General features: G+C 71.1%; 22 protein-coding genes. 18 read left to right on the forward strand and 4 right to left on the reverse strand.

Annotated elements, in window-relative coordinates:
• The first annotated feature begins 42 nt into the window (after positions 1–42).
• Positions 43–1,164 (forward strand): tRNA 2-thiouridine(34) synthase MnmA, encoded by a 1,122-nt coding sequence (mnmA, locus tag ABT009_RS16685; protein ID WP_351294417.1) that lies wholly within the window; start codon positions 43–45, stop codon positions 1,162–1,164.
• 208 nt (positions 1,165–1,372) lie between these two features.
• Here mnmA and ABT009_RS16690 read toward each other — a convergent pair whose 3' ends face one another.
• The gene (locus ABT009_RS16690) at positions 1,373–1,699 is read right to left on the reverse strand and encodes a DUF427 domain-containing protein (protein WP_351294420.1); all 327 of its coding nucleotides are present in this window, start codon (positions 1,697–1,699) and stop codon (positions 1,373–1,375) included.
• Positions 1,700–1,750: 51 nt separating this feature from the next.
• On the opposite strand from ABT009_RS16690, the gene ABT009_RS16695 reads away from it, so the two are divergent.
• From ABT009_RS16695 to ABT009_RS16745, 11 genes are all read left to right on the forward strand, one after another.
• Complete coding sequence (locus ABT009_RS16695) at positions 1,751–2,290, forward strand: LOG family protein (protein ID WP_351294423.1); 540 nt, start codon at positions 1,751–1,753, stop codon at positions 2,288–2,290.
• Between the two features lie 111 nt (positions 2,291–2,401).
• Positions 2,402–3,091, forward strand: a complete 690-nt coding sequence (locus tag ABT009_RS16700) for an SDR family oxidoreductase (protein ID WP_351294426.1) — start codon at positions 2,402–2,404, stop codon at positions 3,089–3,091.
• Positions 3,092–3,122: 31 nt separating this feature from the next.
• Positions 3,123–4,139, forward strand: a complete 1,017-nt coding sequence (locus ABT009_RS16705; protein WP_351294429.1) for a methionine synthase — start codon at positions 3,123–3,125, stop codon at positions 4,137–4,139.
• 77 nt (positions 4,140–4,216) lie between these two features.
• Positions 4,217–6,409, forward strand: a complete 2,193-nt coding sequence (gene ligA, locus ABT009_RS16710; protein WP_351294432.1) for an NAD-dependent DNA ligase LigA — start codon at positions 4,217–4,219, stop codon at positions 6,407–6,409.
• Positions 6,410–6,716: 307 nt separating this feature from the next.
• Positions 6,717–8,999, forward strand: a complete 2,283-nt coding sequence (locus tag ABT009_RS16715; RefSeq protein ID WP_351294434.1) for a putative bifunctional diguanylate cyclase/phosphodiesterase — start codon at positions 6,717–6,719, stop codon at positions 8,997–8,999.
• Between the two features lie 101 nt (positions 9,000–9,100).
• Positions 9,101–9,532 carry a cupin domain-containing protein gene (locus ABT009_RS16720; RefSeq protein ID WP_351294437.1) on the forward strand — a complete coding sequence of 144 codons (432 nt, stop codon included), beginning with the start codon at positions 9,101–9,103 and terminating at the stop codon, positions 9,530–9,532.
• A gap of 92 nt (positions 9,533–9,624) precedes the next feature.
• Complete coding sequence (gene gatC / locus ABT009_RS16725) at positions 9,625–9,921, forward strand: Asp-tRNA(Asn)/Glu-tRNA(Gln) amidotransferase subunit GatC (RefSeq protein WP_015036350.1); 297 nt, start codon at positions 9,625–9,627, stop codon at positions 9,919–9,921.
• Positions 9,922–9,928: 7 nt separating this feature from the next.
• Positions 9,929–11,428 carry an Asp-tRNA(Asn)/Glu-tRNA(Gln) amidotransferase subunit GatA gene (gene gatA, locus ABT009_RS16730; RefSeq protein WP_351294440.1) on the forward strand — a complete coding sequence of 500 codons (1,500 nt, stop codon included), beginning with the start codon at positions 9,929–9,931 and terminating at the stop codon, positions 11,426–11,428.
• Positions 11,425–11,664 carry a hypothetical protein gene (locus ABT009_RS16735; RefSeq protein WP_351294443.1) on the forward strand — a complete coding sequence of 80 codons (240 nt, stop codon included), beginning with the start codon at positions 11,425–11,427 and terminating at the stop codon, positions 11,662–11,664. Before gatA ends, ABT009_RS16735 begins: the two co-directional genes overlap by 4 nt.
• Before the next feature lie 15 nt (positions 11,665–11,679).
• Complete coding sequence (gatB, locus tag ABT009_RS16740) at positions 11,680–13,197, forward strand: Asp-tRNA(Asn)/Glu-tRNA(Gln) amidotransferase subunit GatB (RefSeq protein ID WP_351294446.1); 1,518 nt, start codon at positions 11,680–11,682, stop codon at positions 13,195–13,197.
• Positions 13,198–13,335: 138 nt separating this feature from the next.
• Positions 13,336–13,797 carry a hypothetical protein gene (locus ABT009_RS16745; protein WP_351294449.1) on the forward strand — a complete coding sequence of 154 codons (462 nt, stop codon included), beginning with the start codon at positions 13,336–13,338 and terminating at the stop codon, positions 13,795–13,797.
• Between the two features lie 51 nt (positions 13,798–13,848).
• Here the strand turns inward: ABT009_RS16745 and ABT009_RS16750 are convergent, their stop codons facing one another.
• Positions 13,849–14,754, reverse strand: coding sequence for an SAM-dependent methyltransferase (locus ABT009_RS16750; RefSeq protein WP_351294452.1), 906 nt, complete (start codon positions 14,752–14,754; stop codon positions 13,849–13,851).
• Between the two features lie 202 nt (positions 14,755–14,956).
• Entirely contained in the window at positions 14,957–15,895 is a 939-nt protein-coding gene (locus tag ABT009_RS16755) for an SGNH/GDSL hydrolase family protein (protein ID WP_351294455.1), read from the reverse strand.
• Between the two features lie 448 nt (positions 15,896–16,343).
• On the opposite strand from ABT009_RS16755, the gene ABT009_RS16760 reads away from it, so the two are divergent.
• From ABT009_RS16760 to ABT009_RS16785, 6 genes are all read left to right on the forward strand, one after another.
• Positions 16,344–16,658, forward strand: coding sequence for a hypothetical protein (locus tag ABT009_RS16760; protein WP_351294458.1), 315 nt, complete (start codon positions 16,344–16,346; stop codon positions 16,656–16,658).
• Positions 16,659–16,860: 202 nt separating this feature from the next.
• Entirely contained in the window at positions 16,861–19,062 is a 2,202-nt protein-coding gene (locus ABT009_RS16765; RefSeq protein WP_351294461.1) for an MMPL family transporter, read from the forward strand.
• Between the two features lie 87 nt (positions 19,063–19,149).
• Positions 19,150–19,716 carry a hypothetical protein gene (locus tag ABT009_RS16770; protein ID WP_351294463.1) on the forward strand — a complete coding sequence of 189 codons (567 nt, stop codon included), beginning with the start codon at positions 19,150–19,152 and terminating at the stop codon, positions 19,714–19,716.
• A 222-nt stretch (positions 19,717–19,938) separates the two neighbouring features.
• Positions 19,939–20,157, forward strand: a complete 219-nt coding sequence (locus tag ABT009_RS16775) for a hypothetical protein (protein WP_351294466.1) — start codon at positions 19,939–19,941, stop codon at positions 20,155–20,157.
• A 164-nt stretch (positions 20,158–20,321) separates the two neighbouring features.
• A complete protein-coding gene (locus ABT009_RS16780; protein WP_351295019.1) occupies positions 20,322–23,426 on the forward strand; it encodes a helix-turn-helix transcriptional regulator in 3,105 nt (1,034 codons plus the stop codon).
• A gap of 93 nt (positions 23,427–23,519) precedes the next feature.
• Complete coding sequence (locus ABT009_RS16785; RefSeq protein WP_351294469.1) at positions 23,520–23,732, forward strand: DUF6191 domain-containing protein; 213 nt, start codon at positions 23,520–23,522, stop codon at positions 23,730–23,732.
• A 25-nt stretch (positions 23,733–23,757) separates the two neighbouring features.
• On the opposite strand, the gene ABT009_RS16790 is transcribed toward ABT009_RS16785, so the two are convergent.
• Positions 23,758–24,927 carry a PQQ-dependent sugar dehydrogenase gene (locus ABT009_RS16790; protein WP_351295022.1) on the reverse strand — a complete coding sequence of 390 codons (1,170 nt, stop codon included), beginning with the start codon at positions 24,925–24,927 and terminating at the stop codon, positions 23,758–23,760.
• Positions 24,928–24,968 lie beyond the last annotated feature (41 nt).

Consider the following 24,968-nt stretch of genomic DNA (forward strand, 5'->3'; position numbering starts at 1 on the left):
TCGCGGGATCGGGTTCCCGCGGACCCGTACTCTTGAAGAGCTATGACTGAGACCCCGCAGCGCCCCCTCCGCGTCCTCGCCGCCATGTCCGGCGGAGTGGACTCCGCCGTCGCCGCCGCCCGGGCCGCCGAGGCCGGACACGACGTGACCGGAGTGCACCTCGCCCTCTCGGCGAACCCGCAGTCGTTCCGCACGGGCGCGCGGGGCTGTTGCACCATCGAGGACTCGCGCGACGCCCGCCGCGCCGCGGACGTCATCGGCATCCCCTTCTACGTCTGGGACCTCGCCGAGCGGTTCCGTGAGGATGTCGTCGAGGACTTCATCGCCGAGTACGAGGCGGGGCGCACGCCGAACCCGTGCCTGCGCTGCAACGAGAAGATCAAGTTCGCGGCGCTGCTCGACAAGGCGCTCGCGCTCGGCTTCGACGCGGTCTGCACCGGTCACTACGCCAAGGTGATCGTGAACGAGGACGGCGCCCGCGAGCTGCACCGCGCGTCCGACATGGCCAAGGACCAGTCGTACGTGCTCGGAGTCCTGGACGACAAGCAGCTGGCGCACGCGATGTTCCCGCTGGGGGACACGGTCACCACCAAGGACGAGATCCGTGCGGAGGCCGAGCGACGCGGGCTGGCCGTCGCGCGCAAGCCCGACAGCCATGACATCTGCTTCATCGCCGACGGCGACACCCAGGGCTTCCTCGCGCAGCGGCTCGGCAAGGCCGAGGGCGACATCGTCGACGAGGCTGGCGCCAAGCTGGGCACGCACGACGGGGCGTTCGGCTTCACGATCGGCCAGCGCAAGGGCCTGCGCATCGGCACCCCGGCGGCCGACGGCAAGCCGCGCTATGTGCTGGACATCTCGCCCGTGAACAACACGGTGACGGTCGGCCCGGCAGGCTCCCTCGATGTCTCGGGCCTCACCGCGATCAAGCCCCGCTGGTGCGGCGTCGCGCCTGCGGGCCCGGGCACGTACACCGCGCAGCTGCGCGCCCACGGCGGCGAGACGACCGTGACCGCCGGGCTCGTCGGCGACGAGCTCCAGGTCGCCTTCGATGAGCCGGTACGCGGCGTCGCCCCCGGCCAGGCGATCGTGCTGTACGACGGCACGCGAGTGGTGGGCTCGGCGACGATCGCGACGACCACGCGCGCGACGGCTGTCGCCTGACGCTTCCGGTCCGGGGGCCGTGTCAGAGTGGCCGCGCGGCCTGATAGTGGTGCAGCGCGGGCTGGAACGGCGTAGGCGGTGCCGCGGGCTCGAACGGTGGGGGCGGCGGACCGAAGCCTCCCGGGGCGGCCTGACCGCCGTGGCTCTGCTCCATGCCCGTCATGCCGTCCCCCCGAAGATCTCCCGGTCGCCCCGGTCCCACCCGGTTCTACCCCACCACCTCGACCTCGTAGAAGCAGAAGTGGTCCTTGATCTCGGCGACGTCCGGCTTGGGGTCGGGATACGCCCAGACCAGATCGGGCGAACCCGGCGCCGACCAGTAGGACGCCGTGCCCTTGAACGGGCAGTACGTGTGGTTCTCCGAGGGCGTCAGGAGGTCCGTGCGGACGTCCTCCGGAGGCAGGTAGTAGCGCACCGGACAGCCGGTTTCGCGCAGCACGACGGGGCGCCGGCTCTCCGCGAGGACCTCGCCCCGGTGCACCACGCGCACGTGCTCCGTGCCCTGCTCGACAGTGATGGTGTGTCCTTCGGCCATGACAGGCACAGCGCCTGACGAGCGGAAGTTCTTCCCCCGTACGGTAGGCGCATGAATATCTGTGTCTTCCTCTCCGCCGCCGACCTCGACGACCGCTACACGCGCCCCGCGCGGGAGTTCGCCGAGCTGCTGGGGAAGGGAGGGCACACCCTGGTGTGGGGCGGGTCCGACGTGGGGCTCATGAAGGTCGTCGCGGACGGTGTGCAGGAGGCCGGCGGGCGGCTCGTCGGCATTTCCGTCGACTTCCTGTCGTCCAAGACGCGCGCGGGCGCCGACGAGATGGTGATCGCCAAGGATCTCGCCGAGAGGAAGGCGCTGCTCCTGGAGCGGGCCGACGCGATCGTGATCATGGTCGGTGGTACGGGGACGCTCGACGAGGCCACCGAGATCCTGGAGCTCAAGAAGCACGGGCTCCACACCAAGCCCGTTGTGCTCCTCAACGCGGCGGGCTTCTACGACGGCCTCAAGGAGCAGTTCCGGCGGATGGAGGACGAGGGCTTCCTGCCGCTGCCCCTCAACGAGCTGGTGTTCTTCGCGGAGGAGCCGGTGGGGGCCTTGGCCTACCTCGAAGAGTCGCTGGGCACGCAGTGAATCACCTGGCACGCAGTGAATCGCCCGGCAGGCAGTGAGTCACCGGGGAGGCAGTGAACCGCTCGGCAGGCAGTGAATCGCTCGGTATGCAGTGATGCGAGCATGTGAGGCATGGCTACACATGTGATCACCGGGGCCGGTTCCGGCATCGGCGCGGCCGTCGCCCGGCGCCTCCACGCGCGCGGGGACGAGCTGGTGCTGCTCGCGCGGGATGCCGGCCGCGCGAAGGAGCTGGCCGCCGACTACCCCGGCGCCCGGACCCTCGTGGGCGACCTCGCCGACCCGGACAGGCTGTCGTGGGCGTTCTCGCACCAGACGCTGCCCGACCGGGTCGACTCGCTGATGCACATCGCGGGCGTCGTCGACCTCGGCCCCGTCGGCGAACTCACCCCGAAGACATGGCGCAGCCAGCTGAACGTCAACCTGATCGCCCCGGCCGAGCTGACCCGGCACTTCCTGCCCCAACTCCGCGTCGCTCAGGGGCACGTGGTGTTCGTGAACTCGGGTGCGGGTCTGAACGCCCACGCCGACTGGTCCGCGTACGCCGCCTCCAAGCACGGCCTGAAGGCCCTGGCCGACTCGCTGCGCCAGGAGGAGCACGCGAACGGCGTCCGCGTCACCTCGGTCTACCCGGGCCGCACGGCCAGCCCCATGCAGGCCAAGGTCCACCAGCAGGAGGGCAAGGAGTACGACCCGGCCCGCTGGATCGACCCCGAGTCCGTCGCCACTACGATCCTGATGGCCATGGACCTCCCCCGCGACGCCGAGGTCAACGACCTGACGGTGCGGCCGGGCCGCTGACCGCCCCAAGGGGATTTCGTACGCTTCCCCGGTGAGCGAAAACAGCAAGTTCAGCCCCGGTCCCGCGACGGGCATCGGATCCATGCCGGGCGGCGACACGCGCGAGGCGGCCAAGACCGTCGTCGGGATCTTCGGCGGCGGTGAGGGCATGCCGTATCTGCCGGAGCTGCCCGCCCGGGGGCCCGGCGCGGACATGATCGGCCGGACCGCCGGGATGCTCGTCGAGCTGTACGCGCGCGTGGAGCCCAGCGGCTGGCGGATCGGGGACCGGCCGGGGCGGGACACCAGGCGAGCCAGGTCTTGGCTGGTGGAGGACCTGGACGCGCTGGAGGAGTTCACACAGGGCTACGAGGGCCCGCTGAAGGTGCAGGCCGTCGGCCCCTGGACGCTCGCGGCCGCGCTGGAGCTGAAGAACGGCGAGGCGGCGCTGTCCGACCTCGGGGCCTGCCGGGACCTGGCCGAGTCGCTGACCGAGGGGCTGCGGGTGCACCTCGCCGACGTACGGCGAAGGGTGCCCGGTGCACAGCTCGTGCTGCAGCTCGACGAGCCCTCGCTGATCGCCGTCCTGCGCGGCCAGGTGAAGACCGCCAGCGGCTACCGCACCCACCGGGCCGTCGACCGGCAGCTCGTGGAGAGCACGCTGCGGGACATCATCGGCGTGCACGGCGACGGTCCGGTCGTCGTGCACTCGTGCGCCCCCGACGTGCCGTTCGCGCTGCTGCGCCGCGCCGGGGCGGCCGGGATCTCCCTGGACTTCTCGCTGCTCACCGAGCGTGACGACGAGGCGATCGGGGAAGCCGTGGAGGGCGGCACCAGGCTCCTCGCCGGCGTCGTGCCGGGCACGGACAGCCCATTGTCAGACCCTGCCGGTAGCGTCATGGGGGTCAGGAAGCTGTGGCGCAGGCTGGGGCTGAATCCGGGGCTGCTGGGGGAGGCGGTCGCGATCACCCCGGCGTGCGGACTCGCGGGCGCATCCCCGGAGTACGCGCGCAAGGCCCTCAGTCACTGCGTCCGGGCGGCGAGATCCCTCGCGGACAACCCTGAGTGACGGCGCGTACGAGCACGTGACGGCACAACAGCACGCGCAGAGCAACGGGCCGTACAAGAAATCGGGAGGACAAGACGGTGGCCGGCGAACAGCAAGCACAGCCCGCATCGGCGCCCGCAGAGGCGCGCGAGAAGCACGCGCAGCTCGCTGAGCAGATCGAGGAGCACCGCTTCCGGTACTACGTGAAGGACCAGCCGGTCATCAGCGACGCGGAGTTCGACAAGCTGCTGCGCTCTCTGGAGGCGCTCGAGGACGAGTACCCGGAGCTGCGCACCCCCGACTCGCCGACCCAGAAGGTCGCGGGGGCGTACGCAACGGACTTCACGGCGGTCCAGCACCGCGAGCGCATGCTGTCCCTCGACAACGCCTTCGACGAGGAGGAGCTCGCCGCCTGGGCGGACCGCGTCGCCAAGGAGGTCGGCACCTCGGTTTACCACTTCCTGTGCGAGCTCAAGGTCGACGGCCTCGCGGTCAACCTGACGTACGAGCACGGGCGGCTCACGCGCGCGGCGACCCGCGGCGACGGCCGCACCGGCGAGGACATCACCCCCAACGTGCGGACGATCGGGGAGATCCCGGACCGGCTCAAGGGCGACCGCATCCCGGCACTCGTGGAGATCCGGGGCGAGGTGTACTTCCCCATGGAGAAGTTCGAGGAGCTCAACGCCCGCCTGGTGGAGGCCGGCGAGAAGCCCTTCGCCAACCCGCGCAACGCCGCTGCGGGTTCGCTGCGCCAGAAGGACCCGCGCATCACGGCCACCCGCCCGCTGCACATGGTCGTGCACGGCATCGGCGCCCGCGAGGGCTTCAGCATCGACCGCCTCTCCCAGGCCTACGACCTGCTGCGCGAGTGGGGCCTGCCCACGGCGAAGCACAACAAGGTGGTCGACGGCCTCGACGGCGTACGGGAGTTCATCACCTACTACGGCGAGAACCGCCACTCCGTGGAGCACGAGATCGACGGCGTCGTCGTCAAGCTCGACGAGATCCCGCTGCAGGGGCGCCTCGGCTCCACCTCGCGCGCCCCGCGCTGGGCGATCGCCTGGAAGTATCCGCCGGAGGAGGTCAACACCAAACTGGTCGACATCCGGGTGGGTGTCGGCCGCACCGGACGTGTGACGCCGTACGCCGTGGTGGAGCCGGTCGTGGTCGCCGGATCCGAGGTCGAGTTCGCGACGCTGCACAACCAGGACGTGGTCAAGGCCAAGGGCGTGCTCATCGGCGACACGGTGGTGCTGCGCAAGGCCGGTGACGTCATCCCGGAGATCCTCGGCCCGGCCGTCGACCTGCGCGACGGCACGGAGCGCGAGTTCCAGATGCCCGCCGAATGCCCGGAGTGCGGTTCGGAGCTGCGGCCCATGAAGGAGGGCGACGTCGACCTGCGCTGCCCCAACGGACGGTCCTGCCCCGCCCAGTTGCGTGAACGGCTGTTCTATCTGGCCGGCCGCAAGTGCCTGGACATCGAGAACTTCGGCTATGTCGCCGCGGCCGCGCTCACCAGGCCGCTGGAACCGTCCGAACCGCCCCTGCATGACGAGGGCGACCTCTTCGACCTGAAGGTGGAGCAGCTGCTGCCCATCAAGTCGTACGTCCTGGACCAGGACACGGGCCTGCCCAAGCGCGACCCCAAGACCGGCGAGGAGAAGATCGTCACCTTCTTCGCCAACCAGAAGGGCGAGCCCAAGAAGAACACGCTGGCCATGCTGGAGAACATCGCGGCCGCCAAGGAGCGTCCGCTCGCGCGCATCATCACGGGCCTGTCCATCCGGCATGTGGGACCGGTGGCCGCGGAGGCGCTGGCGCGTGAGTTCCGGTCCATCGACCGGATCGAACAGGCGTCTCAGGAGGAGTTGGCCGCCGTCGAGGGTGTGGGGCCGACCATCGCGGCTTCGCTCAAACAGTGGTTCGAAGAGGACTGGCATCGCGAGATCCTGCGCAAGTGGCGCGCGGTGGGGGTCCGCATGGAGGAGGAGGGTGCCGGCGAGGAGCAGGGCCCGCGCCCGCTGGAAGGCCTCACGGTCGTCGTGACGGGAACTCTGCAGAACTACACGCGGGATGGCGCAAAAGAGGCCCTCCAGAGCCGTGGTGCAAAGGTGACCGGTTCGGTTTCGAAGAAAACCTCATTCGTCATTGTGGGTGACAACCCCGGTTCCAAATATGACAAGGCGATGCAGGTCAAGGTTCCGGTTCTGAACGAGGAAGGCTTTGAAGTGCTGCTGGAACAAGGGCCGGACGCGGCCGTGGAAGTCGCGCTTCCGGTCGAGGAGTAGCGGTCCAAGGCCACCCGTTCAGCCCATACCAGTTGCATACGGGTGGCCTGGTCGCATTCGGGCAACCGTCGACGACCGGTGCCCGTGGAAGCCTTCTGCGGCCTACTGTTGAGATGTGCGCCTGCCGTGCCCAGCTGCGGTCGGCGCATCCCCGCTCTCGCGCGAGCTCGGGGAAGGGTTTTCGGACGCGGTTTTCGACGGCAGCCTCCCGGGCTTCCACCCCCAGCAACCGCTGGAGGCGACCCCAGGGGGGCCACAGGCATCGGGCCGCGTGGCGTGGGCACCGCCGGCTGTGAGAGGGACGGGAATGGAACCGACCGATAGCGCCGCCCCGGACTCACGGCTGCGTGCGCGCCTGCGAGTACGGCGTGGTCCGGGAGCCGGCCGAACGGGCGTCCACTGGTCGGTCCGACGGCCCCCACGAGGCCCCGACACCGGCGGCCCGGGCGGAAAGCCGATGGAGAGCGGGCGAAGTCCGGGGCACGTCACGGTCGGGCACGGCTCCGGCCAGGGCGGCTCCGCGGGGACTCAGAACCGGCTCAACGTACAGGTGCTGCTGCCCGGCGCCGTCGTCGCTGTGGCCTCGCTGGCGCTCGCCGCCGGCTTCTACCGGGCGTTCACCGGCAGCCACGGGCTCTTCCCGACCGGTGCCGCAGGCTGGTCGCTCGCCGTCCTCACCGGCCTCGTCGTCGGCCATCTGGTGGCGTTCGGCCAGGGCCGCTGGTGGAACGGCGCGGGCTCCGGCGCGGCCCTGACCCTGGCGGTCCTGCTGCTCTACGGCTGGCTGCCCGCCGGAATGGTCAGCCTCGCAGTCGTCGTCCTCGTCGGCGTCGCGCGCAGAAACCGCTGGTGGCAGGGCGCGCTGCACGGCGCCGTCGACATCATCGGCATCGGCGCGGGCGCACTCGTCATGGCGGCGTTCGGCAGCGTACCCACGGCCGAGAACCCCTGGCCGCCCGAGGCATGGAACCTCTACACGGTGCCGGAAGTGGCCCTGGTGGCGGCCGCATACCTGTCCGTCACCCGCGTCCTCCTCTGGTACGTGCACGCGCCGCGCACCGCGAGTCTGCCGACCGCCACCCGCACCGCTCTGGTCCGGCAGGGCCTCCTCGCCGGCGCGCTGCTCGGCATCGCGCCGCTGATCTGCGTCGTCGCGATGGCCGTGCCCGTCCTTCTGCCCCTGTTCGCCGTTCCGCTCATCGCGCTCGACTCCACGCTGTGGATCGCCCGGGCCCGGGCGGAGGAGCAACTGCGCGACCCGCTCACCGGCCTGCCCAACCGGCAGTGGCTGCTTGAGCGCACCTGGGCTGCCCTGGACGACGCCGAGCGGATCGGGGCCCGGTCCGCTCTCCTGCTGATCGACCTCGACCGGTTCCGTTCGGTGAACGACACGCTCGGTCATCTCGCCGGCGACCGGTTGCTCCTCCAGATCGCCGACCGGCTGCAGACCGCCCTCCCCCGCGGGGCCGAGGCCGCGCGGCTCGGCGGCGACGAGTTCGCCGTACTGCTGCCTGTGGCCGACTCCACGACCTCGGCCACGCGCGTCGCCCGTGCCCTCGTCGCCGCACTCGGCTCCCCGCTCGACCTCGACGGGCTCACCCTGGTCCTGGAGGCCAGCGCGGGGCTCGCCGTCTTCCCCGACCACGCGCTGGACGCGGAGGGGCTGCTGCGGCGCGCGGACGTCGCGATGTACCAGGCGAAGCGGGACCGCACGGGCGTCGAGGTGTACGAGTCCAAGCGCGACTCGAACACGCCGGACCGGCTGGGGCTGCTCGGCGACCTGCGGCGGGCGCTGGACGCCTCCGAGGTCGAGCTGCACTACCAGCCGAAGGTCCGCTTCGACGGCCAGGTCGCCGGGCTCGAGGCGCTCGTGCGGTGGGTGCATCCGGAGCGCGGCAAGGTGCCGCCGGACGAGTTCATCGCGATCGCCGAGTCGTCCGGGCTCATGCCGCACCTCACGGAGTACGTGCTGGAGACGGCGCTCGCGCAGGTTGCGCGGTGGCGGGCACAGGGGCTGCGTGTGCCCGTCGCCGTCAACGTGTCCCCGCGCGACGTCCACACGCCCGGCTTCGCGGGCGCGGTCGCCGCGCGGCTGGCGCGGCACGGCGTCCCCGCGGGAGCCCTGCAGCTGGAGATCACTGAGCACGTCCTCCTCGAGGACCCGCAGCGGGCGGCCGACACGCTGGCCGGGCTGACCGGGCACGGCGTGAAGATGTCGCTGGACGACTTCGGCACCGGGTACTCGTCGCTGGTGCACCTGCGGCGGCTGCCGGTGAGCGAGCTCAAGATCGACCGGTCCTTCGTCGCCCGGCTTGCCGTTGACGCCGAGGACGCCGAGATCGTGCGCTGCACCGTCGATCTCGCGCACTCCCTCGGGCTGCTCGTGGTCGCCGAGGGCGTCGAGGACGACGAGACCTGGGAGCGGCTGCGGGATCTCGGGTGCGATGCCGTGCAGGGGTGGCTCGTCGCCGCGGCGATGCCGGCCGACGAGACGACGGCGTGGCTGCGGGCGCGGGGCACCAGGGGCTGGCAGCGGCCCAGAGCCGCCCTTCCCGCGGCCGCGGCGGACGATCCGGGCCGGGTCGGCTGATCCGGACAGGATCTGATGATCCGGGGCCGGGTCGGCTGATCCGCGGAGTCGGCAGGAGGAACCCGCGAAACGGGTCGTAGCGGACTGACGCCGAGGCCGAGGTGGTCGGTGGCGACCCCGTCGCCGTCAAGCTGCTGGCCGACAGCAGCGCGTCCGGCGGGGCGCTGTCCACCGTGCGCGTCACCCTCACCGACGGCGCCGACGGCGCCCGTCCCCACCTGCACAAGGGCTCCGCCGAGATGTTCTACCTGCTTGACGGCGCCGCCGAAGTCCTCTCCGGCGACGACATCGTCACCGCCGAGCGCGGCGACCTCGTCATCGTCCCGCCGAACATGCCGCACGCCTTCGCCGCCGCCCCCGGGACCGACGCCGACATCCTGATCGTCATCACCCCGGGCGTCGAGCGCTTCGAGTACTTCCGCCATCTCCAGCGCATACGCCTGGGCGAGGCCACCGTGGAGAGCCTGCTGGAGGTGCAGGAGCTGTACGACAACCACTTCCTGCAGATCCCGGCCTGGGACGGGCGCCGCTGAGGAGCACCGCCACGGGAAACCGTTTCACGGGCACCCCTCCCCGCCCCATAGGATTAGGCCAAACCACACACACTCACCCAGAGGATCGCTGCATGCCTGGCATCACGCGCGAGGAGGTCGCCCACCTCGCCCGGCTGGCGCGTCTGGAGCTGAAGGGCGAAGAGCTCGACCACTTCGCCGGCCAGCTCGACGACATCATCGGCGCGGTCGCCCGCGTCTCCGAGGTCGCCGACCAAGACGTACCGCCGACCTCCCACCCGCTGCCGCTGACGAACGTCATGCGCGCGGACGAGGTCCGTCCTTCGCTCACCCCCGAGCAGGCGCTCTCCGGTGCCCCTGCCCAGGAGCAGCAGCGTTTCAAGGTGCCGCAGATCCTGGGGGAGGACTAGGACCACCATGACGGACAGCACCATCATCAAGCTGACCGCGGCCGAGACGGCCGCGAAGATCGCCTCCGGCGAGCTCACGGCCGTCCAGGTCACCGAGGCCCACCTCGCCCGGATCGACGCCGTCGACGAGAAGGTGCACGCCTTCCTCCATGTCGACCGCGATGGCGCCCTTGCACAGGCCCGTGCCGTCGACGAGAAGCGGGAGCGCGGCGAGAAGCTCGGCCCGCTCGCCGGCGTGCCACTCGCGCTGAAGGACATCTTCACCACCGTGGGCATTCCGACCACGGTGGGCTCGAAGATCCTCGAGGGCTGGATCCCGCCGTACGACGCCACGCTCACGAAGAAGCTCAAGGCCGCTGACGTCGTCATTCTCGGCAAGACCAACATGGACGAGTTCGCCATGGGGTCCTCGACCGAGAACAGCGCGTTCGGCCCGACGGGCAACCCGTGGGACGTCACCAAGATCCCCGGCGGCTCGGGCGGCGGTTCGGCCGCCGCGCTCGCCTCCTTCCAGGCGCCGCTCGCCATCGGCACCGACACCGGCGGCTCCATCCGCCAGCCCGCGGCCGTCACCGGCACGGTCGGCGTCAAGCCGACCTACGGCGGCGTGTCCCGCTACGGCATGGTGGCGTTCTCCAGCTCCCTCGACCAGGGCGGCCCCTGCGCCCGTACGGTGCTGGACGCGGCCCTCCTCCACGAGGTGATCGCCGGCCACGACCCGCTCGACTCGACGTCCATCGACGCGCCGGTTCCGCCGGTCGTCGAGGCCGCGCGCAACGGCTCCGTCGAGGGCATGCGTGTCGGCGTCGTGAAGCAGTTCGCGGGCGAGGGCTACCAGGCCGGTGTCGTCGAGCGCTTCAACGAGTCCGTGTCGCTGCTCAAGGAGCTGGGCGCCGAGATCGTCGAGCTGGACTGCCCGTCCTTCGATCTGGCGCTGTCGGCGTACTACCTGATCGCCCCGTCCGAGTGTTCGAGCAACCTCGCCCGGTTCGACGGTCTGCGCTACGGCCTGCGTACCGGCGACGACGGATCGCGCTCCGCCGAGGACGTCACCTCGCTCACCCGCGAGGCGGGCTTCGGCGACGAGGTCAAGCGCCGCATCATGCTCGGCACGTACGCGCTCAGCTCCGGCTACTACGACGCGTACTACGGCTCCGCCCAGAAGGTGCGGACGCTGATCAGCCGGGACTTCGAGAAGGCCTTCGAGAAGGTCGACGTGATCGTCTCGCCGACGACGCCGACCACCGCCTTCGCGATCGGTGAGCGCGCCGACGACCCGCTGGCGATGTACCTGGCGGACCTGTGCACCATCCCGGTCAACCTCGCCGGCAACGCCGCCATGTCCCTGCCCTGCGGCCTCGCGCCGGAGGACGGCCTGCCGGTCGGCCTGCAGATCATCGCCCCCGCGATGAAGGACGACCGCCTGTACAAGGTCGGTGCGGCGGTCGAGGCCGCCTTCGTGGAACGCTGGGGTCACCCGCTGATCGAGGAGGCTCCGTCGCTGTGAGTGCACTGTCGAAGGCCAAGGGCTTCAAGAAGTCCAAGTCCGGCACGTACCTGTCCATCGCCACGACCGCGTTCGGCGCCATCAGTGTCGCGAAGCAGGCCAAGAAGGCCCGCTTCGAGAACGACACGCTGCGGCTGATCGACGCGGCCGTGTCCGCCGCCGCCATCGTCACCGGCCTGGCGCTCCTCTACCGGGAGCTGAAGCGCCTGGGCGACGACGACGTCCTGCTGGGCTGAGAGGGAAGTTTCACCGTGACTGCCACGACCACGACCGACCTGGTCCCGTACGAGGACGCACTCGCGTCGTACGACCCGGTCATGGGCCTCGAGGTCCATGTCGAACTCGGCACCAAGACGAAGATGTTCTGCGGCTGTTCGACCGAGCTGGGCGCCGAGCCCAACTCGCAGACCTGCCCGGTCTGCCTCGGCCTGCCCGGCTCACTCCCGGTCGTCAACGCGACCGGCGTCGAGTCCGCGATCAAGATCGGCCTCGCGCTGAACTGCGAGATCGCCGAGTGGTGCCGCTTCGCCCGGAAGAACTACTTCTATCCGGACATGCCGAAGAACTTCCAGACCTCGCAGTACGACGAGCCGATCGCCTTCAACGGCTATCTGGACGTCCAGCTCGAGGACGGCGAGGTCTTCCGCGTGGAGATCGAGCGCGCCCACATGGAGGAGGACACCGGCAAGTCGACGCACGTCGGCGGCGCGACGGGCCGTATCCACGGCGCCTCGCACTCCCTCCTCGACTACAACCGCGCGGGCATCCCGCTCATCGAGATCGTCACCAAGCCGATCGTCGGCGCGGGCGAGCGGGCTCCCGAGGTCGCCAAGGCGTACGTCGCCGAGCTGCGCGAGCTCATCAAGGCGCTGGGCGTGTCCGAGGCCCGTATGGAGATGGGCCAGATGCGCTGCGACGTCAACCTGTCGCTGATGCCCAAGGGTGCCGACAAGTTCGGAACCCGCAGCGAGACCAAGAACGTCAACTCGCTGCGCTCCGTGGAGCGTGCGGCCCGCTTCGAGATCCAGCGGCACGCGGCCGTGCTCGGCGGCGGCGGCACGATCATCCAGGAGACCCGCCACTTCCACGAGGACACGGGGTCGACGACCTCGGGCCGCGTGAAGGAAGAGGCCGAGGACTACCGGTACTTCCCGGAGCCGGACCTGGTACCGGTTGCCCCGTCCCGCGAGTGGGTCGAGGAGCTGCGCGGCGTGCTGCCCGAGCTGCCGCTGGTCCGCCGCAACCGGCTGCGCGAGGAGTGGGGCGTCACCGCCCACGACATGCAGTCGATCCTCAACGCCGGTGCCATCGACCCGATCGTCACCACGATCGAGGCCGGTGCCGACGCAGCCTCCGCGCGCAAGTGGTGGATGGGCGAACTGGCCCGCCGCGCCAACGAGGACGCCGTCGACCTGAGCGCACTGCCGATCACTCCCGAGCAGGTGGCCCGCGTGGCCGCCCTGGTCAAGGAGGGCTCCCTCAACGACAAGCTGGCCCGCCAGGTCATCGAGGGCGTGCTCGCGGGCGAGGGCACTCCGGACGAGGTCGTCGAGAAGCGCGGCCTGAAAATCGTCTCGGACGACTCCGCGCTCGGCACCGCCGTGGACGATGCCATCGCCGGCAACCCGGGAATCGCGGACAAGATCCGCGGCGGCAAGGTCCAGGCGGCGGGCGCGTTGGTGGGCGCGGTCATGAAGGCCACCCGCGGCCAGGCCGACGCGGCGCGCGTCAAGGAGCTGATCCTGGAGAAGCTCGGCGTCGAGGGCTGAGCCTCTGCCACGCAGGGTCCGTCTCGTACGGCATGAAGGGGCGGCGCACCGATCGGTGCGCCGCCCCTTCGTCCGCCGCCCTTTCGTTGTACAGCCCCCGGATTACCGGGTTCCACTCACCGGGTACGCTGCCGGGCCATGGCGGAACTCGACGGGAACACAGCCCAACTGGCCCGCACGGACAACGAGCCGGACAGCGAGAAGGACGACTGGCCGGAGCTCCGGACTGAAGACCGGACGGAACTCCGGACCGAAGAGCGCCCCGACGCCGGGCCCGACGAAGAACCCGGTGTCGGGACGGACGATTCCGTAGACGACAACGAGGTCCTGGAGACCGTGGCCGAACAGCGGGCCCGGGAGGCGCGGCGCGCCCGTCGGGCGTCGACGGCGTCCGGCGCGGCACTGACGCTGGCCGGATCCGGTGCCTCCGCGATGCGGTTCAGCAGCGGAGCCCCGGCGGCCGCGGCCCTCGCGTATGCGGTCGGTGCGGTGATCTGCGCCACCGTGGCCGTACTGGGCTGGCGCGGGCGGACGAAGCGGGCGCTCGTCGGGCTGATCGCCGGGGTGCTGGTGATGGCGATCGGCGATCAGCTCGACTGAGCGGCCGGTAGCCGGTCGCCTGCAACGGGCCCGCAGGGGCCCTGCCTCAGGTCAGTTCCTGCGACGGCCCACCAGCCGTGCGAACCCGAAGGTCCGGCCCGCGTCCGCGCGGAGGATCTTCGACCAGCGACGGCCCTGGGTCACCGTGAACTCGTCGTCGCTCTCCTCGGCGCACACCTCGCACCACAGCAGCCAGTCGCGCCAGCCGTCGGCCTGCAGGTCGGCTGCTTCGACGTCCACGGTCCCGCTGCGCGCCCAATGACGCCGCCACCACTGCGGTGAGTGGAGGGTCCACAGATCCGAGGACCAGGCAGGCCTCAGGTGCTCCGGCGGCTCGTCGCCGTCCGGCCCCTCCGGCCATCCCGGGCCGTCCGGCTCCTCGAGGAACACCGGTACGACGACGCCGATCCGCCCGCCCGGCCTGAGCAGCCGGGTGAGCGTGGGCAGGTACATGTTGTCGGTGCCGAAGTAGTGGTACGCGTCGATGCACACGATCGCGTCGAAGCAGCCCTCGGCGAAGGGCAGGTCGTGCGCCTCGACATGCAGCGGAAGGACGCGGTCCGCGCAACCGGCCTGCTTGATGCGCTGCCAGTTGTCGTCGGGCTTGATCCACAGGTCGGCGGCGGTGACCTGGACGTCGTACTCCCTGGCGAGGAACACGGACGTCAACGCCCGGCCGCAGCCCAGGTCGAGGACACGCGAACCCGGGGCCAGAGTGTCCAGGCCGAGGGCGGGCGCCAGCCACTCCAGCAGCCAGAGCGGGTGCGGGCCCATCTGGTTCTCGATGATCCAGCGGACGTCGTACCGGTTGCTGTGCGGGTAGCGGTCCTGCGTCAGGCGCCGGGTGAGTTCGTCGGCCCGAGTGGTGGCCGAAACGTCAGGCGACGGGTCACGCGCGATGTCGTGCGAGATTCCCTGTGAGGTCCCCTGAGGGGTCCCCTGAGTGATGTCGTGCATCGGTGAAAGGGCTCCTTGAGTCCTGGAAGCGGTAGGGGATGGCTTCGGAACTCGGTCGGACCCTCATCCAATGCACCTTCTCAGGCCGGGAATTGAGCCTCGGCGGAAAGGCCGCCGGGACGGACTGCGCGCGGACACTAACACGCACAAGATGGCACGGAACACCGAATTTCCCGTGCCCCACGCCTCCGGCGCCGGCGGCTCAGCCATGAGCGTCGAGGGCGCGCAGGACGGCGTCGGCCATGCCGCGCTCGCCGCGCTCGTTGGGGTGGACGGAGGCCGCGGGACTGCGGGGGATCAGGGGCTCGACCCAGCGGGTGTCCTCGGCTGAGCAGGCGTCGCGGCCCTCGGAGGGGGTGTACGTGTCGACGTATCGGGCGCCGGCGGCCTCCGCCCGCTTGCGCAGCATGGCGTTGAGCTGCTGTTCCCTTGCGTGCAGGAAGGTCACGTCGCCCGGTGCGAGGCCCATCTCGCGGCCGCAGTCGGTCTCTTCGGACGGCAGGATCGCCGGGTATCCCACCACGTACACCTGGGCCTTGGGCGCGCGGTTCCTGACTTCGCTCAGCGCTCCGGAGAGCCGCTCGCCGGCCGTGGTGATCCTCTCCTGAACCTCGTCGGTCCCTTGGGACACGTACCGCCTGCTGCAGGGGGCGTCTTCGGGTAGGTACTTGCCGCTGCCCATCGCGTGATAGATCGCCCCCGCCGTGACGCACTCCCTGACCAGGGAGGCGAAGCCGATGTCGTTCCCGCCGATCCCGATGGTGACCAGCCGCGTGTCAGCGGACAGCGCGGACAGCTGCGCAGGGTTGACCCCGTCGTCGGTGGACTGCGATGTGCTGAGGTCGGAGATGGTGGCTCCGCTGCAGCTCACGTCGCGGAAGTCGGCCGCCGCGAGACCCAGCTCGTCGGCGACCAGCGCCGGGTAGTTGCGGTCGGAGCGGTCGCAGCCGGCGGGTTTTCCGGTCTGGTCGGGGATCCTCGGGCCGGCGGTGTAGGAGTCGCCGAGGGCGACGTACGGCCCCTTCGGCGGCGCCGCGTCGTCGGCGAGGCCGCCGCCGTCGTGCCGGCCGAAGGCGAGCGCGGCGAGCAGTGTGCCGCATGCGAGCGCCCCGACCACCCCGGCTTGTACGGAGGTCTTCATCGGTGTGTCCTGCCTTCCATCTCTGGCGATCACGCGCTGACGTGCACCGGAGGAGGTTCTGTCGGTGACTTGGCCGGGGGATGGGCGGCGGGCAGCCAAGTGGGTGAGAGCGAGCGGGATGTCCGCGGGCCCGGCGCCGGACTGGGGGGAAGTGATCCGGCTGCCGGGCCCGGGACCGCGCCGTGCCCCCGTCCCCACGGGGTGTCGGCGCGTCGGGGCCGCCGCCGCTCCGGCGGTCCCGGTCGGTCGGCGGGCGGCCGCCTGGGGGTGGGAGGCGGCCGCCCGCCGCTTGACGGGTCCGCTGCTGCTCAGCGGACGGGTACGGGTTCGGTGTCATCGACCGGGGCGGCGCCGGGCGATGCCTTCCACAGGCTCTCCGGCCGGGGCCCGTCGCGTCGTCGTGCGTCTGCCGACAATCCCGGCTACTGAGAAGGCAGTACGTCGGCGTGTGCGCGTAGTGGTGACGCAGACGTGTGGGGCGGCGCGCAGGACGACGGTCATCGCGACCGGCCTGATCATGCCGCCGCCGAGCCCCTGCACCACCCGGAAGGCGATCAGCCACAAGGGCACGGACCTGGAGGCCGATCTCGTCGCGTTCGCCCAGGCCTGGACCGAGCCGGTGAAGCGGTACCGCGACCACTTCGCGGGCTTACGCCAACTGCGCGCCGAAGTCGGACACATTCCCCAGGACTTCCTGGACGCGTGGCGGAACTGGGGCGCGGTGAGCCGACTGTGGCGCGCGGGTGGGCGCGGTGGATTGTGAATTGACGCACATTTTATGTAAGTAAGTCCAATCAAAGAGGTAAATGATCTCTACTGACTGGAAGAGTGTCTTTCCGCATTGCTCATTCGTTTCTTTGCGGGCTGTTCCGGTCGTTCGAGCCGTGCGCGTCCTGTCGTCACGGGCGTTGCGGCCAAGGCGTGCTGTTCCCGAAAAGATCCTGAAAGACCCAGGGAGCACAGCCGTGGCAGCAGTCGCACGTTGGTGTGTCCGGCAGCGCCTCACCGCCGTCCTGCTGTGGCTCCTCGCCCTCGGCGGGGCCGTCGCCGCCGCTGCCGCCGTCGGTTCCGCCTACTCCAACGACTACGGCGTAGAAGGCACCGAATCCGGCCGCGCGGGCGAGTTGTTGAGCGAGGGCTTCCCCGGGCTCGGCGGCGACAGCGGCACCATCGTGTGGCATACCGACCGTGGCACCGTGCGTGCCGCGGACGTCGAGCAGACGATGACCCGCACCCTCGACAGGATCGCGGACCTGCCATCCGTCGCCTCCGTCACCGGCCCCTACACCGGGCCGGGCGCGGCGCAGATCAGCAGGGACGGGCGTACCGCCTACGCCTCCGTCACCTTTGACCAGCAGTCAGGCGAGCTGGACCAGGCGGACGTCCAGGCCGTCGTCGACACGGCCAAGGACGCCGAGGCGGACGGCCTGCAGGTGGAACTCGGCGGCAGCGCCATAGAGCTCACCGAGTCGGGCGGCGGGCACATCGCGGAGGTGGTCGGTGTGGCCGTCGCTGCCGTCGTCCTCTTCCTCGCCTTCGGCTCGCTCGCCGCCTCACTGCTGCCCATCGCCACGGCCCTGGTGAGCGTCGGCACCGCGTACGCCGCGATCGTGCTGCTCGGACACGCCATGACCGTCGCCGACTTCGCCCCGATGCTCGGCCTGCTCATCGGGCTCGGCGTGGGCATCGACTACGCCCTGTTCATCGTCACGCGGCACCGGCGCGGGCTGAAGCGGGGCCTCGCCGTCGACGAAGCCGCCACACAGGCCGTGGCGACGACCGGCCGCGCGGTCGTCTTCGCGGGCGCCACCGTGTGCATCGCGCTCCTCGGCATGCTCATCCTGCGGCTCGGCTTCCTGAACGGCGTCGCCATCGCCGCGTCGCTCACCGTGATCCTCACCGTCGCGGCATCCGTGACGCTGCTGCCCGCGCTGCTGTCGTGGATCGGCATGCGGGCACTGAGCCGGCGTGAGCGCCGGCGCCTCGCCGAACACGGGCCCGAGCCGGAGGTACCGACCGGGCTCGCCGCCCGCTGGTCCGCCTTCGTGGAGCGCCACCCCAAACTGCTCGGCGCCGTCGCGGTCGCCGTCATGACCGTGCTCGCCGTGCCCACCCTCTCCCTCCACTTGGGCACGTCGGACCAGGGCAACGACCCCGAGCCGTCCACCACTCGGCAGGCGTACGACCTGATCGCCGAGGGCTTCGGGCCGGGCGTCAACGGGCCGCTCGCCCTCGTCACCCGCGTCGACGACGCCGAGGACCGGCTCGCGCTCGACAACCTCGACCGCACACTCCGCTCCACCGAAGGCGTCGCCTCGGTGAGCCCCGTCACCTACAACAGCGGTGATGACACCGCGTATCTCACCGTCGTCCCGGACTCCGCGCCGCAGTCGAAGCGGACCAGCGACCTCGTCGACCGGCTGCGCGACGACGTACTGCCGCGGGCGGAGACCGGCACCGGCCTCGACCTGCACGTCGGCGGGGTGACGGCGAGCTACGACGACTTCGCCGACGTCATCGTCGGCAAACTGCCGCTGTTCGTGAGCGTCGTCATCGGCTTCGGCTGCCTGCTGCTCCTGCTCGCCTTCCGGTCGATCGGCATCCCTCTGAAGGCCGCCGCGATGAACGTGGCCGCCGTCGCATCCGCCTTCGGCGTCGTTATCGCGATCTTCCAGTGGGGCTGGGGGAGCGAGTTCCTCGGCCTCGGCCGCGCCGGGCCCATCGAACCGTTCCTCCCCGTGATCATGGTGTCGGTGCTCTTCGGGCTCTCCATGGACTACCAGGTCTTCCTGGTCAGCCGGATGTACGAGGAGTGGCTGGAGACCGGTGACAACCGGCGGGCCGTGAGGGTCGGGCTCGCCGAGACCAGCCGCGTGATCAACTCCGCGGCGGTGATCATGATGTCGGTCTTCCTCGCCTTCGTGCTCAGCGGCGACCGGGTCATCGCGATGTTCGGCATCGCACTCGCCGCGGCGGTCGCCCTCGACGCCTTCGTCCTCCGTACGCTGCTCGTGCCTGCCCTGATGCACATGCTCGGCGGCGCCAACTGGTGGCTGCCGCGGCCGCTCGACCGCGTCCTGCCGCGCATCAGCATCGAGCCGCCGGAGCTCCGCCCGGCCGCCGCCGACGGGCAGGTCGCGCCCGACGACTTCGTACGGCAGGGCTGAGCCGCGGGCGCCCTGCAACGGCGCCCTGGACGCGGGGCGGAACGATCATTAAGGGAGTTCTCAGACTCCGTCCGTACGGTGCGGAGCATGGGAACCAAGACAGCTGAGGCAGCCGGAAACAAGGCCGGGGAAGAGGTCGACACGATCGAGGAGGAGACCACCGGGACCGCAGCGGAGGAGAACTCCGTGGACGCCGCCGACGAAAACCCGGAAACGGGCGCGGACGGCGCACCGACCGGCGAAGAGGCGGCAGCCAAGGCGTCCACCGGTGTCGGCCAGGGCGCCGCCGCCGTCGTGTCGGCCGCGCTCGGCCTGGTCTCGCTCACCGGCAGCTGGGTGGGCACCGTGGCCCAGGCACGCGACTCGCTGTACGGCCAGCTGGAGGTGGCCTCGGGTTCGAGCGTCGCCACGCAGATCAAGCAGATCTACGCCGACTCCTGGAACGTCAACGCGCTGGTCGCCGGTCTCTTCGCGCTCGCCGCGCTGATCGTCGGCGTCGTGGTGCTGGTCCGGCCCGCGTTCGGCAACCCGGACCGGGTCCAGGCCCCGTGGATCAAGTCTGTCGCGTGGGCCGGAGTCTCGCTCGGCATCATCGGCCTGCTGCTGGCCGCCGCCAAGTACACGGACATCATCCTCGCCATGCCGACCACCTGATCGACCTGATCGGCCTGATGACTGATCGGCCGGATCAGGCGCATGCCCTGAGGGGCCTTGGGGCCGTCGTCCAGCTGCCTAAGCAGCCCTTACGACGGCCTAAGGCCCCTCGTGCATGCAAGATGCGGCACTCTCCCGATGTGGCGAAGGCCCCTGGGAGACGAGGGTTGAGGCATCGCAAAGAGCGAGGCCGACAGACCGACTCGTCACGAGGGGTACGAGATGTTCGAGTACGAGATGCACCAGGTGCGCCACGCCGAGCTGATCCGTGAGGCCGAGCGCGGGCGGCTGGTGCGCGAGGCCCGTGAGGCCCGCCGCGCTGCCCGGCGCTCCGCGCGCGACGAAGGCGAAGGGCGGGTGAGTACGCATGAGGGTTCCCGAGGAGGAACCCGCGGTGAGAGCCAGGGGCCGAGCCGGTCGCATTTCGCCCGAACGGCATGAGGGGCGCCTGGGAGGGCACAGCCGGGGCGGCCGCCGCCGGACAAGCCGGGGTGGCCGCTGCGGGGGCGGCGAGCGCCCCGGCGGCTGCGCTCGTTCCGGCCAAGGCGAATGCCCTGGAGGCCACTTCACGAATAACGAGTGCCGCGGTGTCAGACCCCTGTGCGATGCTCGGCAATGTGGAGACCAGGTCCGTCAGCCCGGTGTTCGTCGGCCGCGCCGACGAACTGGGCGTACTGAACGATGCCCTCGCCCGCGCTGCCGGCCGGGGCGCCTTTCCGTCGCCCGCCACCGCGGGCGACCTGCAGGGCGAGCCGCAAGGGGAGCCTCAGGCGCTGCTCGTCGGTGGCGAGGCCGGGGTCGGCAAGACCCGGCTCATCGAGGAGTTCGCCGCCAGGGCCCGCCTCGAGGATGCCGTCGTGGCGGTCGGCGGCTGTGTCGAAATAGGCGCGGACGGCCTGCCGTTCGCGCCGTTCTCCACGGCGCTCCGCGCCCTGCGCAGGCAGCTGCCCGACGAACTGGTCGCCGCGGCCGCCGGACAGGAGGAGGAACTGGCGCGGCTGCTCCCCGAGCTGGGTGAGACACCGCGCCGACTGCACGGCCGGCACGACGAGGAGGGCATGGCCCGCCTCTTCGAGCTCACCGCGCGCCTGCTCGAGCGGCTCGCCGCGGACCGCACGATCGTGGTCGTCCTGGAGGACCTGCACTGGGCCGACGCCTCGACCCGCCACCTCCTGGCCTATCTCTTCCGTACGCTGCGCAGCGGCCGCCTGGTCGTCATAGCCACCTACCGTGCGGACGACATCCACCGCCGCCATCCGCTGCGGCCCCTGCTCGCCGAGCTCGACCGGCTGCGCAGCGTCCGGCGCATCGAGCTGGCCCGGTTCAGCCGCGACGAGGTGGGCCGCCAGATCGCCGGAATCCTCGCTCACGAGCCCGAGCCGTCCCAGGTCGACGACATCTTCGAACGGTCCGACGGCAACGCCTTCTTCGTCGAGGAGCTCGCCGTCGCCGCGCACGAGGGCTGCAGCCCCGGGCTCACCGACTCGCTCCGCGATCTGCTGCTGGTCCGCGTCGAGGCGCTGCCCGAGCACGCCCAGCGGGTCGCGCGCGTCGCGGCCGAGGGCGGGTCCACCGTCGAGTATCCGCTGCTCGCGGCCGTGGCGGGGCTCGCCGAGGACGATCTGATCGAGGCGCTGCGGTCCGCGGTCGGCGCCAACATCCTGCTGGCCACGCCCGACGGCGACGGCTACCGCTTCCGGCACTCCCTCGTCCGCGAGGCCGTCAGCGACGATCTGCTGCCCGGTGAGCGCTCCCGCCTCAACCGGCGCTATGCCGAGGCCCTGGAGGCCGACCCGTCGCTCGTCCCGGCCGACCAGCGCGCCACCCGCCTCGCCAGCTACTGGTACCACGCGCACGACGCCGCGAAGGCGCTGCCCGCCGTGCTGCGCGCCTCCGTCGAGGCCCGCCGGCGCCACGCGTACTCCGAGCAACTGCGGCTCCTCGAGCGGGCGATGGAGCTGTGGGACGCCTCCCCGGAGGACGTACGAGCGGAGCTGCGCCCCGTCGACTACACCGAGGTCTACCCTCCCTGCGGCTGCGACCCCGCCACCACACCGCTGCGCTATCTGGACCTGATGGCGGAGGCCGCCGTCGCGGGGCGGCTGTGCGGGGAGCGGGAGCGGGCCCTGAAGATCACCAAGCGGGCGCTGCGGCTGCTCGAGGAGGAGCGGGACCCCCTTCGTTCCGCCTGGTTCTGGGTGCAGCGGTCCAGTCTGGTGCGCAACCAGGGCCGCGGTGACGGCTGGAAGGAGCTCGCCACCGCACAGGAACTCGTGCGCGGGCTGCCGCCGTCCGAGGTGCACGCCGACGTCCTGGCCAACGTCGCAGGCTGGTCCATGCTGCACGAGCCCGGCCCGGATGCCCTGACGGCCGCGGAGCGCGCCGTGGAGTACGCCCGCATGGTCGGCGCCCGGGACATCGAGATGACCGCACGGCTCACCCGCGGTGGCCTGCTGGTCGACGCGGGCGATGTGGAAGCCGGGCTCGCCGAGATGTACGCGGTCAAGGAGCGGGTCGTCGAACTCGGCGTCCCCGCAGTCATCGGCCGCTGCCATGTGAACCTGCCGTCCCATCTGGAAGGAGTCGGCCGCTCACGGGAGGCCGTCGACATCCTGAAGGAGGGTGTCGAGATCTGCCGCAAGCTCGGCGTGCTGGACTCCGAGGCGTGGGTGTGGAGCAACCTCTCGGAGTCGCTGTACGCGCTCGGCCGATGGGACGAGGCGGCCGACGCCGCGACACGCGCCCAGCGCACCGGTCAGAGCGCCAAGTCCCTGGCCATGGGTGCCACACGGTTCGCCTATCTCGCCCTGGCCCGCGGCCGGATCGCCGAGTCGGCCCGCCACCTGGCCGCCGCCCATGAGCACTACGGCACGCATGACCCCATGCCGCAGCAGTCCCTGCCGCTCTCGCGCATCGCCATCGGCGTCGCCGCGGGTGAGGGCCGCATACTCGACGTCCGCGCCGAGCTCGACAGGGTCCTCGCCGCGGGCTTCCCGCTCGGCACCCAGCGCTACGGCTGGCCGCTGCTGCTGGCGGCCGCCACGACCGAGGCCGACGCGCGCGGGCTCCCGGCCGCCGAGGCGGGCCGCGCCGAAGTCGTGGACCGCATCCGGACCGCCGCCAAGTCGCTCGCCACGGGGGTCCCGGTGTGGTCCGCGTACGACCAGTGGGTCCGCGCGGAGTTGAAGCGCGCCGAGGGCTGCGAGGTCATCGAGCTCTGGGCGGACGCCGTCGAGGCGTTCCGTCCGCTGGAGCGCCCCTACGACCTCGCACGCGTGCGCTACCGGCTCGCGGAGGCCATCCTGGCCTGCGGAGCGGGCGAGGACGGCCGCGCCGAAGCGTCCGAACTCCTGCGGAACTCCCTGGCCGTCGCCGACCACCTCGGCGCCCGCCCGCTCGCCGAGTCGGTGGCCCTGCTGGCCCAGCGCGCCCGCCTGACGCTGACCCGCGCCGCGGCACCCGTCCCTGCCGACCCGGCCGATTCCCTCGGCCTGACCGGCCGGGAGCGGGACGTACTGCGACTGGTCGCCGTGGGCCGCACCAACCGCCAGATAGCCGAGGAGCTGTTCATCTCCCCGAAGACGGCCAGCGTCCATGTCTCCAACATCCTCGCCAAGCTGGGCGTCTCGGGGCGCGGCGAGGCCGCGGCGGTGGCGCATCGGCTCCGGCTGTTTCCGGAGGAGCCCGGAGACCGGCTCGCCGCAGGATGATGGCGGGCAGGCAATGAGTCCGTGGCGGTCCTCGGCCGGTCGCTGACCGACGACGAGTAGCGAGGACCGGAGTCCCGGTCCGGGGAGGTCCCGATGTTCAACGCCTTTGAGGAGCTCTTCGCGCCGGGGGGCAAGCACACCCAGGATGAGCAGAACCGGCTGGAGCTGACACGGCAGGACACCGGGGACGGCGATCCGGGGCGCGGCCCGATCGACCTGACTTCGGGCAAGGTCGTCGTACGACTGCCTGCGCAGACGTCCCAGGAACCGGACGAGGGCGGGCCTGCCGAGCCTGACCAGGACTGACGGCATGCCATCCGCCGTCCGGCGCCTACTTCACCTCCACCTCGAGGATCCGGTCGTCGCCGGCCTCCGGCGTCCCCCGGCCGTCCGTCTCGCTCGTCACGAGCCACAGCTTGTCTCCGCCGGCAGACACCACCGTGCGCAGCCGGCCGTACGTCCCCTCGAGGAAGGCCTGCGGATCGGCCGACACCTTCGTGCCGTCGAGAGGGATCCGCCACAGCCGCTTGCCCCGCAGCCCGGCCATCCAGACGGACCCCTCCGCGTACGCGATGCCGCTCGGTGAGGCCTCGTCGGTCCTCCACTGGGCCACCGGGTCGTGGAAGCGGGACTCGCCGCCCTTGCCCTCCACCTCGGGCCAGCCGTAGTTGCCACCCGGCTCGATCACGTTCAGCTCGTCCCAGGTGTTCTGCCCGAACTCGGACGCCCACAGGCGTTTGTCCTCGTCCCAGGCGAGGCCCTGCACATTGCGGTGCCCGTAGGAGTACACGGGTGAGTCGTCGCCGAACGGATTGCCCGGCGCGGGCTCACCGCCCGGAGTGAGGCGCAGGATCTTGCCGCCCAGCGATCCCTTGTCCTGCGCGAGACCGGTGTCCCCCGTCTCGCCGGTACCGGCGTACAGCATCTTGTCCGGCCCGAACGCGATCCGGCCGCCGTTGTGGATGAAGCCCTTCGGGATGCCCTTGAAGACGGTGTCGGGCGCGCCCAGTTGCTCACCCGCGGGCTTCTTCTCGTCGTACAGCATGCGGGCGATGCGGTTGTCAGACTCGGTCGTGAAGTACGCGTAGACCATGTGGTCCGAGGCGTAGGCGGGGGAGAGGGCGAGGCCCATCAGGCCGCCCTCGCCGGCCGGGGCCACGCCGGGCACCGAGCCGATCTCCGTCTTCTTGCCGCTGTCCGTGTCGACGCGGGTGATCGTCCCCTCGTCGCGCGAGGACACCAGCAAGTCACCGTCGGGCAGCTCGACGAGGCCCCACGGGGACTTCAGGTCCTCGGTGACCGTGCGGACGACCTTCGCGGAGCCCCTCGCGGGCGGGACGTCCTCGTCCGCCGTGTTCGAGGGCGACGACACCGGCTTCGACGTGCTCGGCGACGAACTCCTGCCGTCCTCCGACCGCTCCCCGTCGGAGGAGCACCCGCCCGCCAGCAGGAGCGCGGCGGCGGCCAGCACGGAGGTCACAGCTCGACGTTCCACGATCAGGATCCCTTCGGCGGGGCATCGACACGGGGGCTCTCCCTGTC

Origin of the sequence: Streptomyces sp. NPDC002896, assembly GCF_040295225.1 — a bacterium.
Taxonomy (GTDB): Bacteria; Actinomycetota; Actinomycetes; order Streptomycetales; family Streptomycetaceae; genus Streptomyces.

Coding starts and splice junctions, on each gene's coding strand:
- ABT009_RS16785 (WP_351294469.1), top strand. CDS start 23,520: ATGTTCAACGCCTTTGAGGAGCTCTTCGCGCCGGGGGGCAAGCACACC.
- ABT009_RS16715 (WP_351294434.1), top strand. CDS start 6,717: ATGGAACCGACCGATAGCGCCGCCCCGGACTCACGGCTGCGTGCGCGC.
- ABT009_RS16780 (WP_351295019.1), top strand. CDS start 20,322: ATGCTCGGCAATGTGGAGACCAGGTCCGTCAGCCCGGTGTTCGTCGGC.
- ABT009_RS16695 (WP_351294423.1), top strand. CDS start 1,751: ATGAATATCTGTGTCTTCCTCTCCGCCGCCGACCTCGACGACCGCTAC.
- ABT009_RS16700 (WP_351294426.1), top strand. CDS start 2,402: ATGGCTACACATGTGATCACCGGGGCCGGTTCCGGCATCGGCGCGGCC.
- gatC (WP_015036350.1), top strand. CDS start 9,625: ATGCCTGGCATCACGCGCGAGGAGGTCGCCCACCTCGCCCGGCTGGCG.
- ABT009_RS16750 (WP_351294452.1), bottom strand. CDS start 14,754: ATGCACGACATCACTCAGGGGACCCCTCAGGGGACCTCACAGGGAATC.
- ABT009_RS16770 (WP_351294463.1), top strand. CDS start 19,150: ATGGGAACCAAGACAGCTGAGGCAGCCGGAAACAAGGCCGGGGAAGAG.
- ABT009_RS16775 (WP_351294466.1), top strand. CDS start 19,939: ATGTTCGAGTACGAGATGCACCAGGTGCGCCACGCCGAGCTGATCCGT.
- mnmA (WP_351294417.1), top strand. CDS start 43: ATGACTGAGACCCCGCAGCGCCCCCTCCGCGTCCTCGCCGCCATGTCC.
- gatA (WP_351294440.1), top strand. CDS start 9,929: ATGACGGACAGCACCATCATCAAGCTGACCGCGGCCGAGACGGCCGCG.
- ABT009_RS16745 (WP_351294449.1), top strand. CDS start 13,336: ATGGCGGAACTCGACGGGAACACAGCCCAACTGGCCCGCACGGACAAC.
- ABT009_RS16755 (WP_351294455.1), bottom strand. CDS start 15,895: ATGAAGACCTCCGTACAAGCCGGGGTGGTCGGGGCGCTCGCATGCGGC.
- ABT009_RS16690 (WP_351294420.1), bottom strand. CDS start 1,699: ATGGCCGAAGGACACACCATCACTGTCGAGCAGGGCACGGAGCACGTG.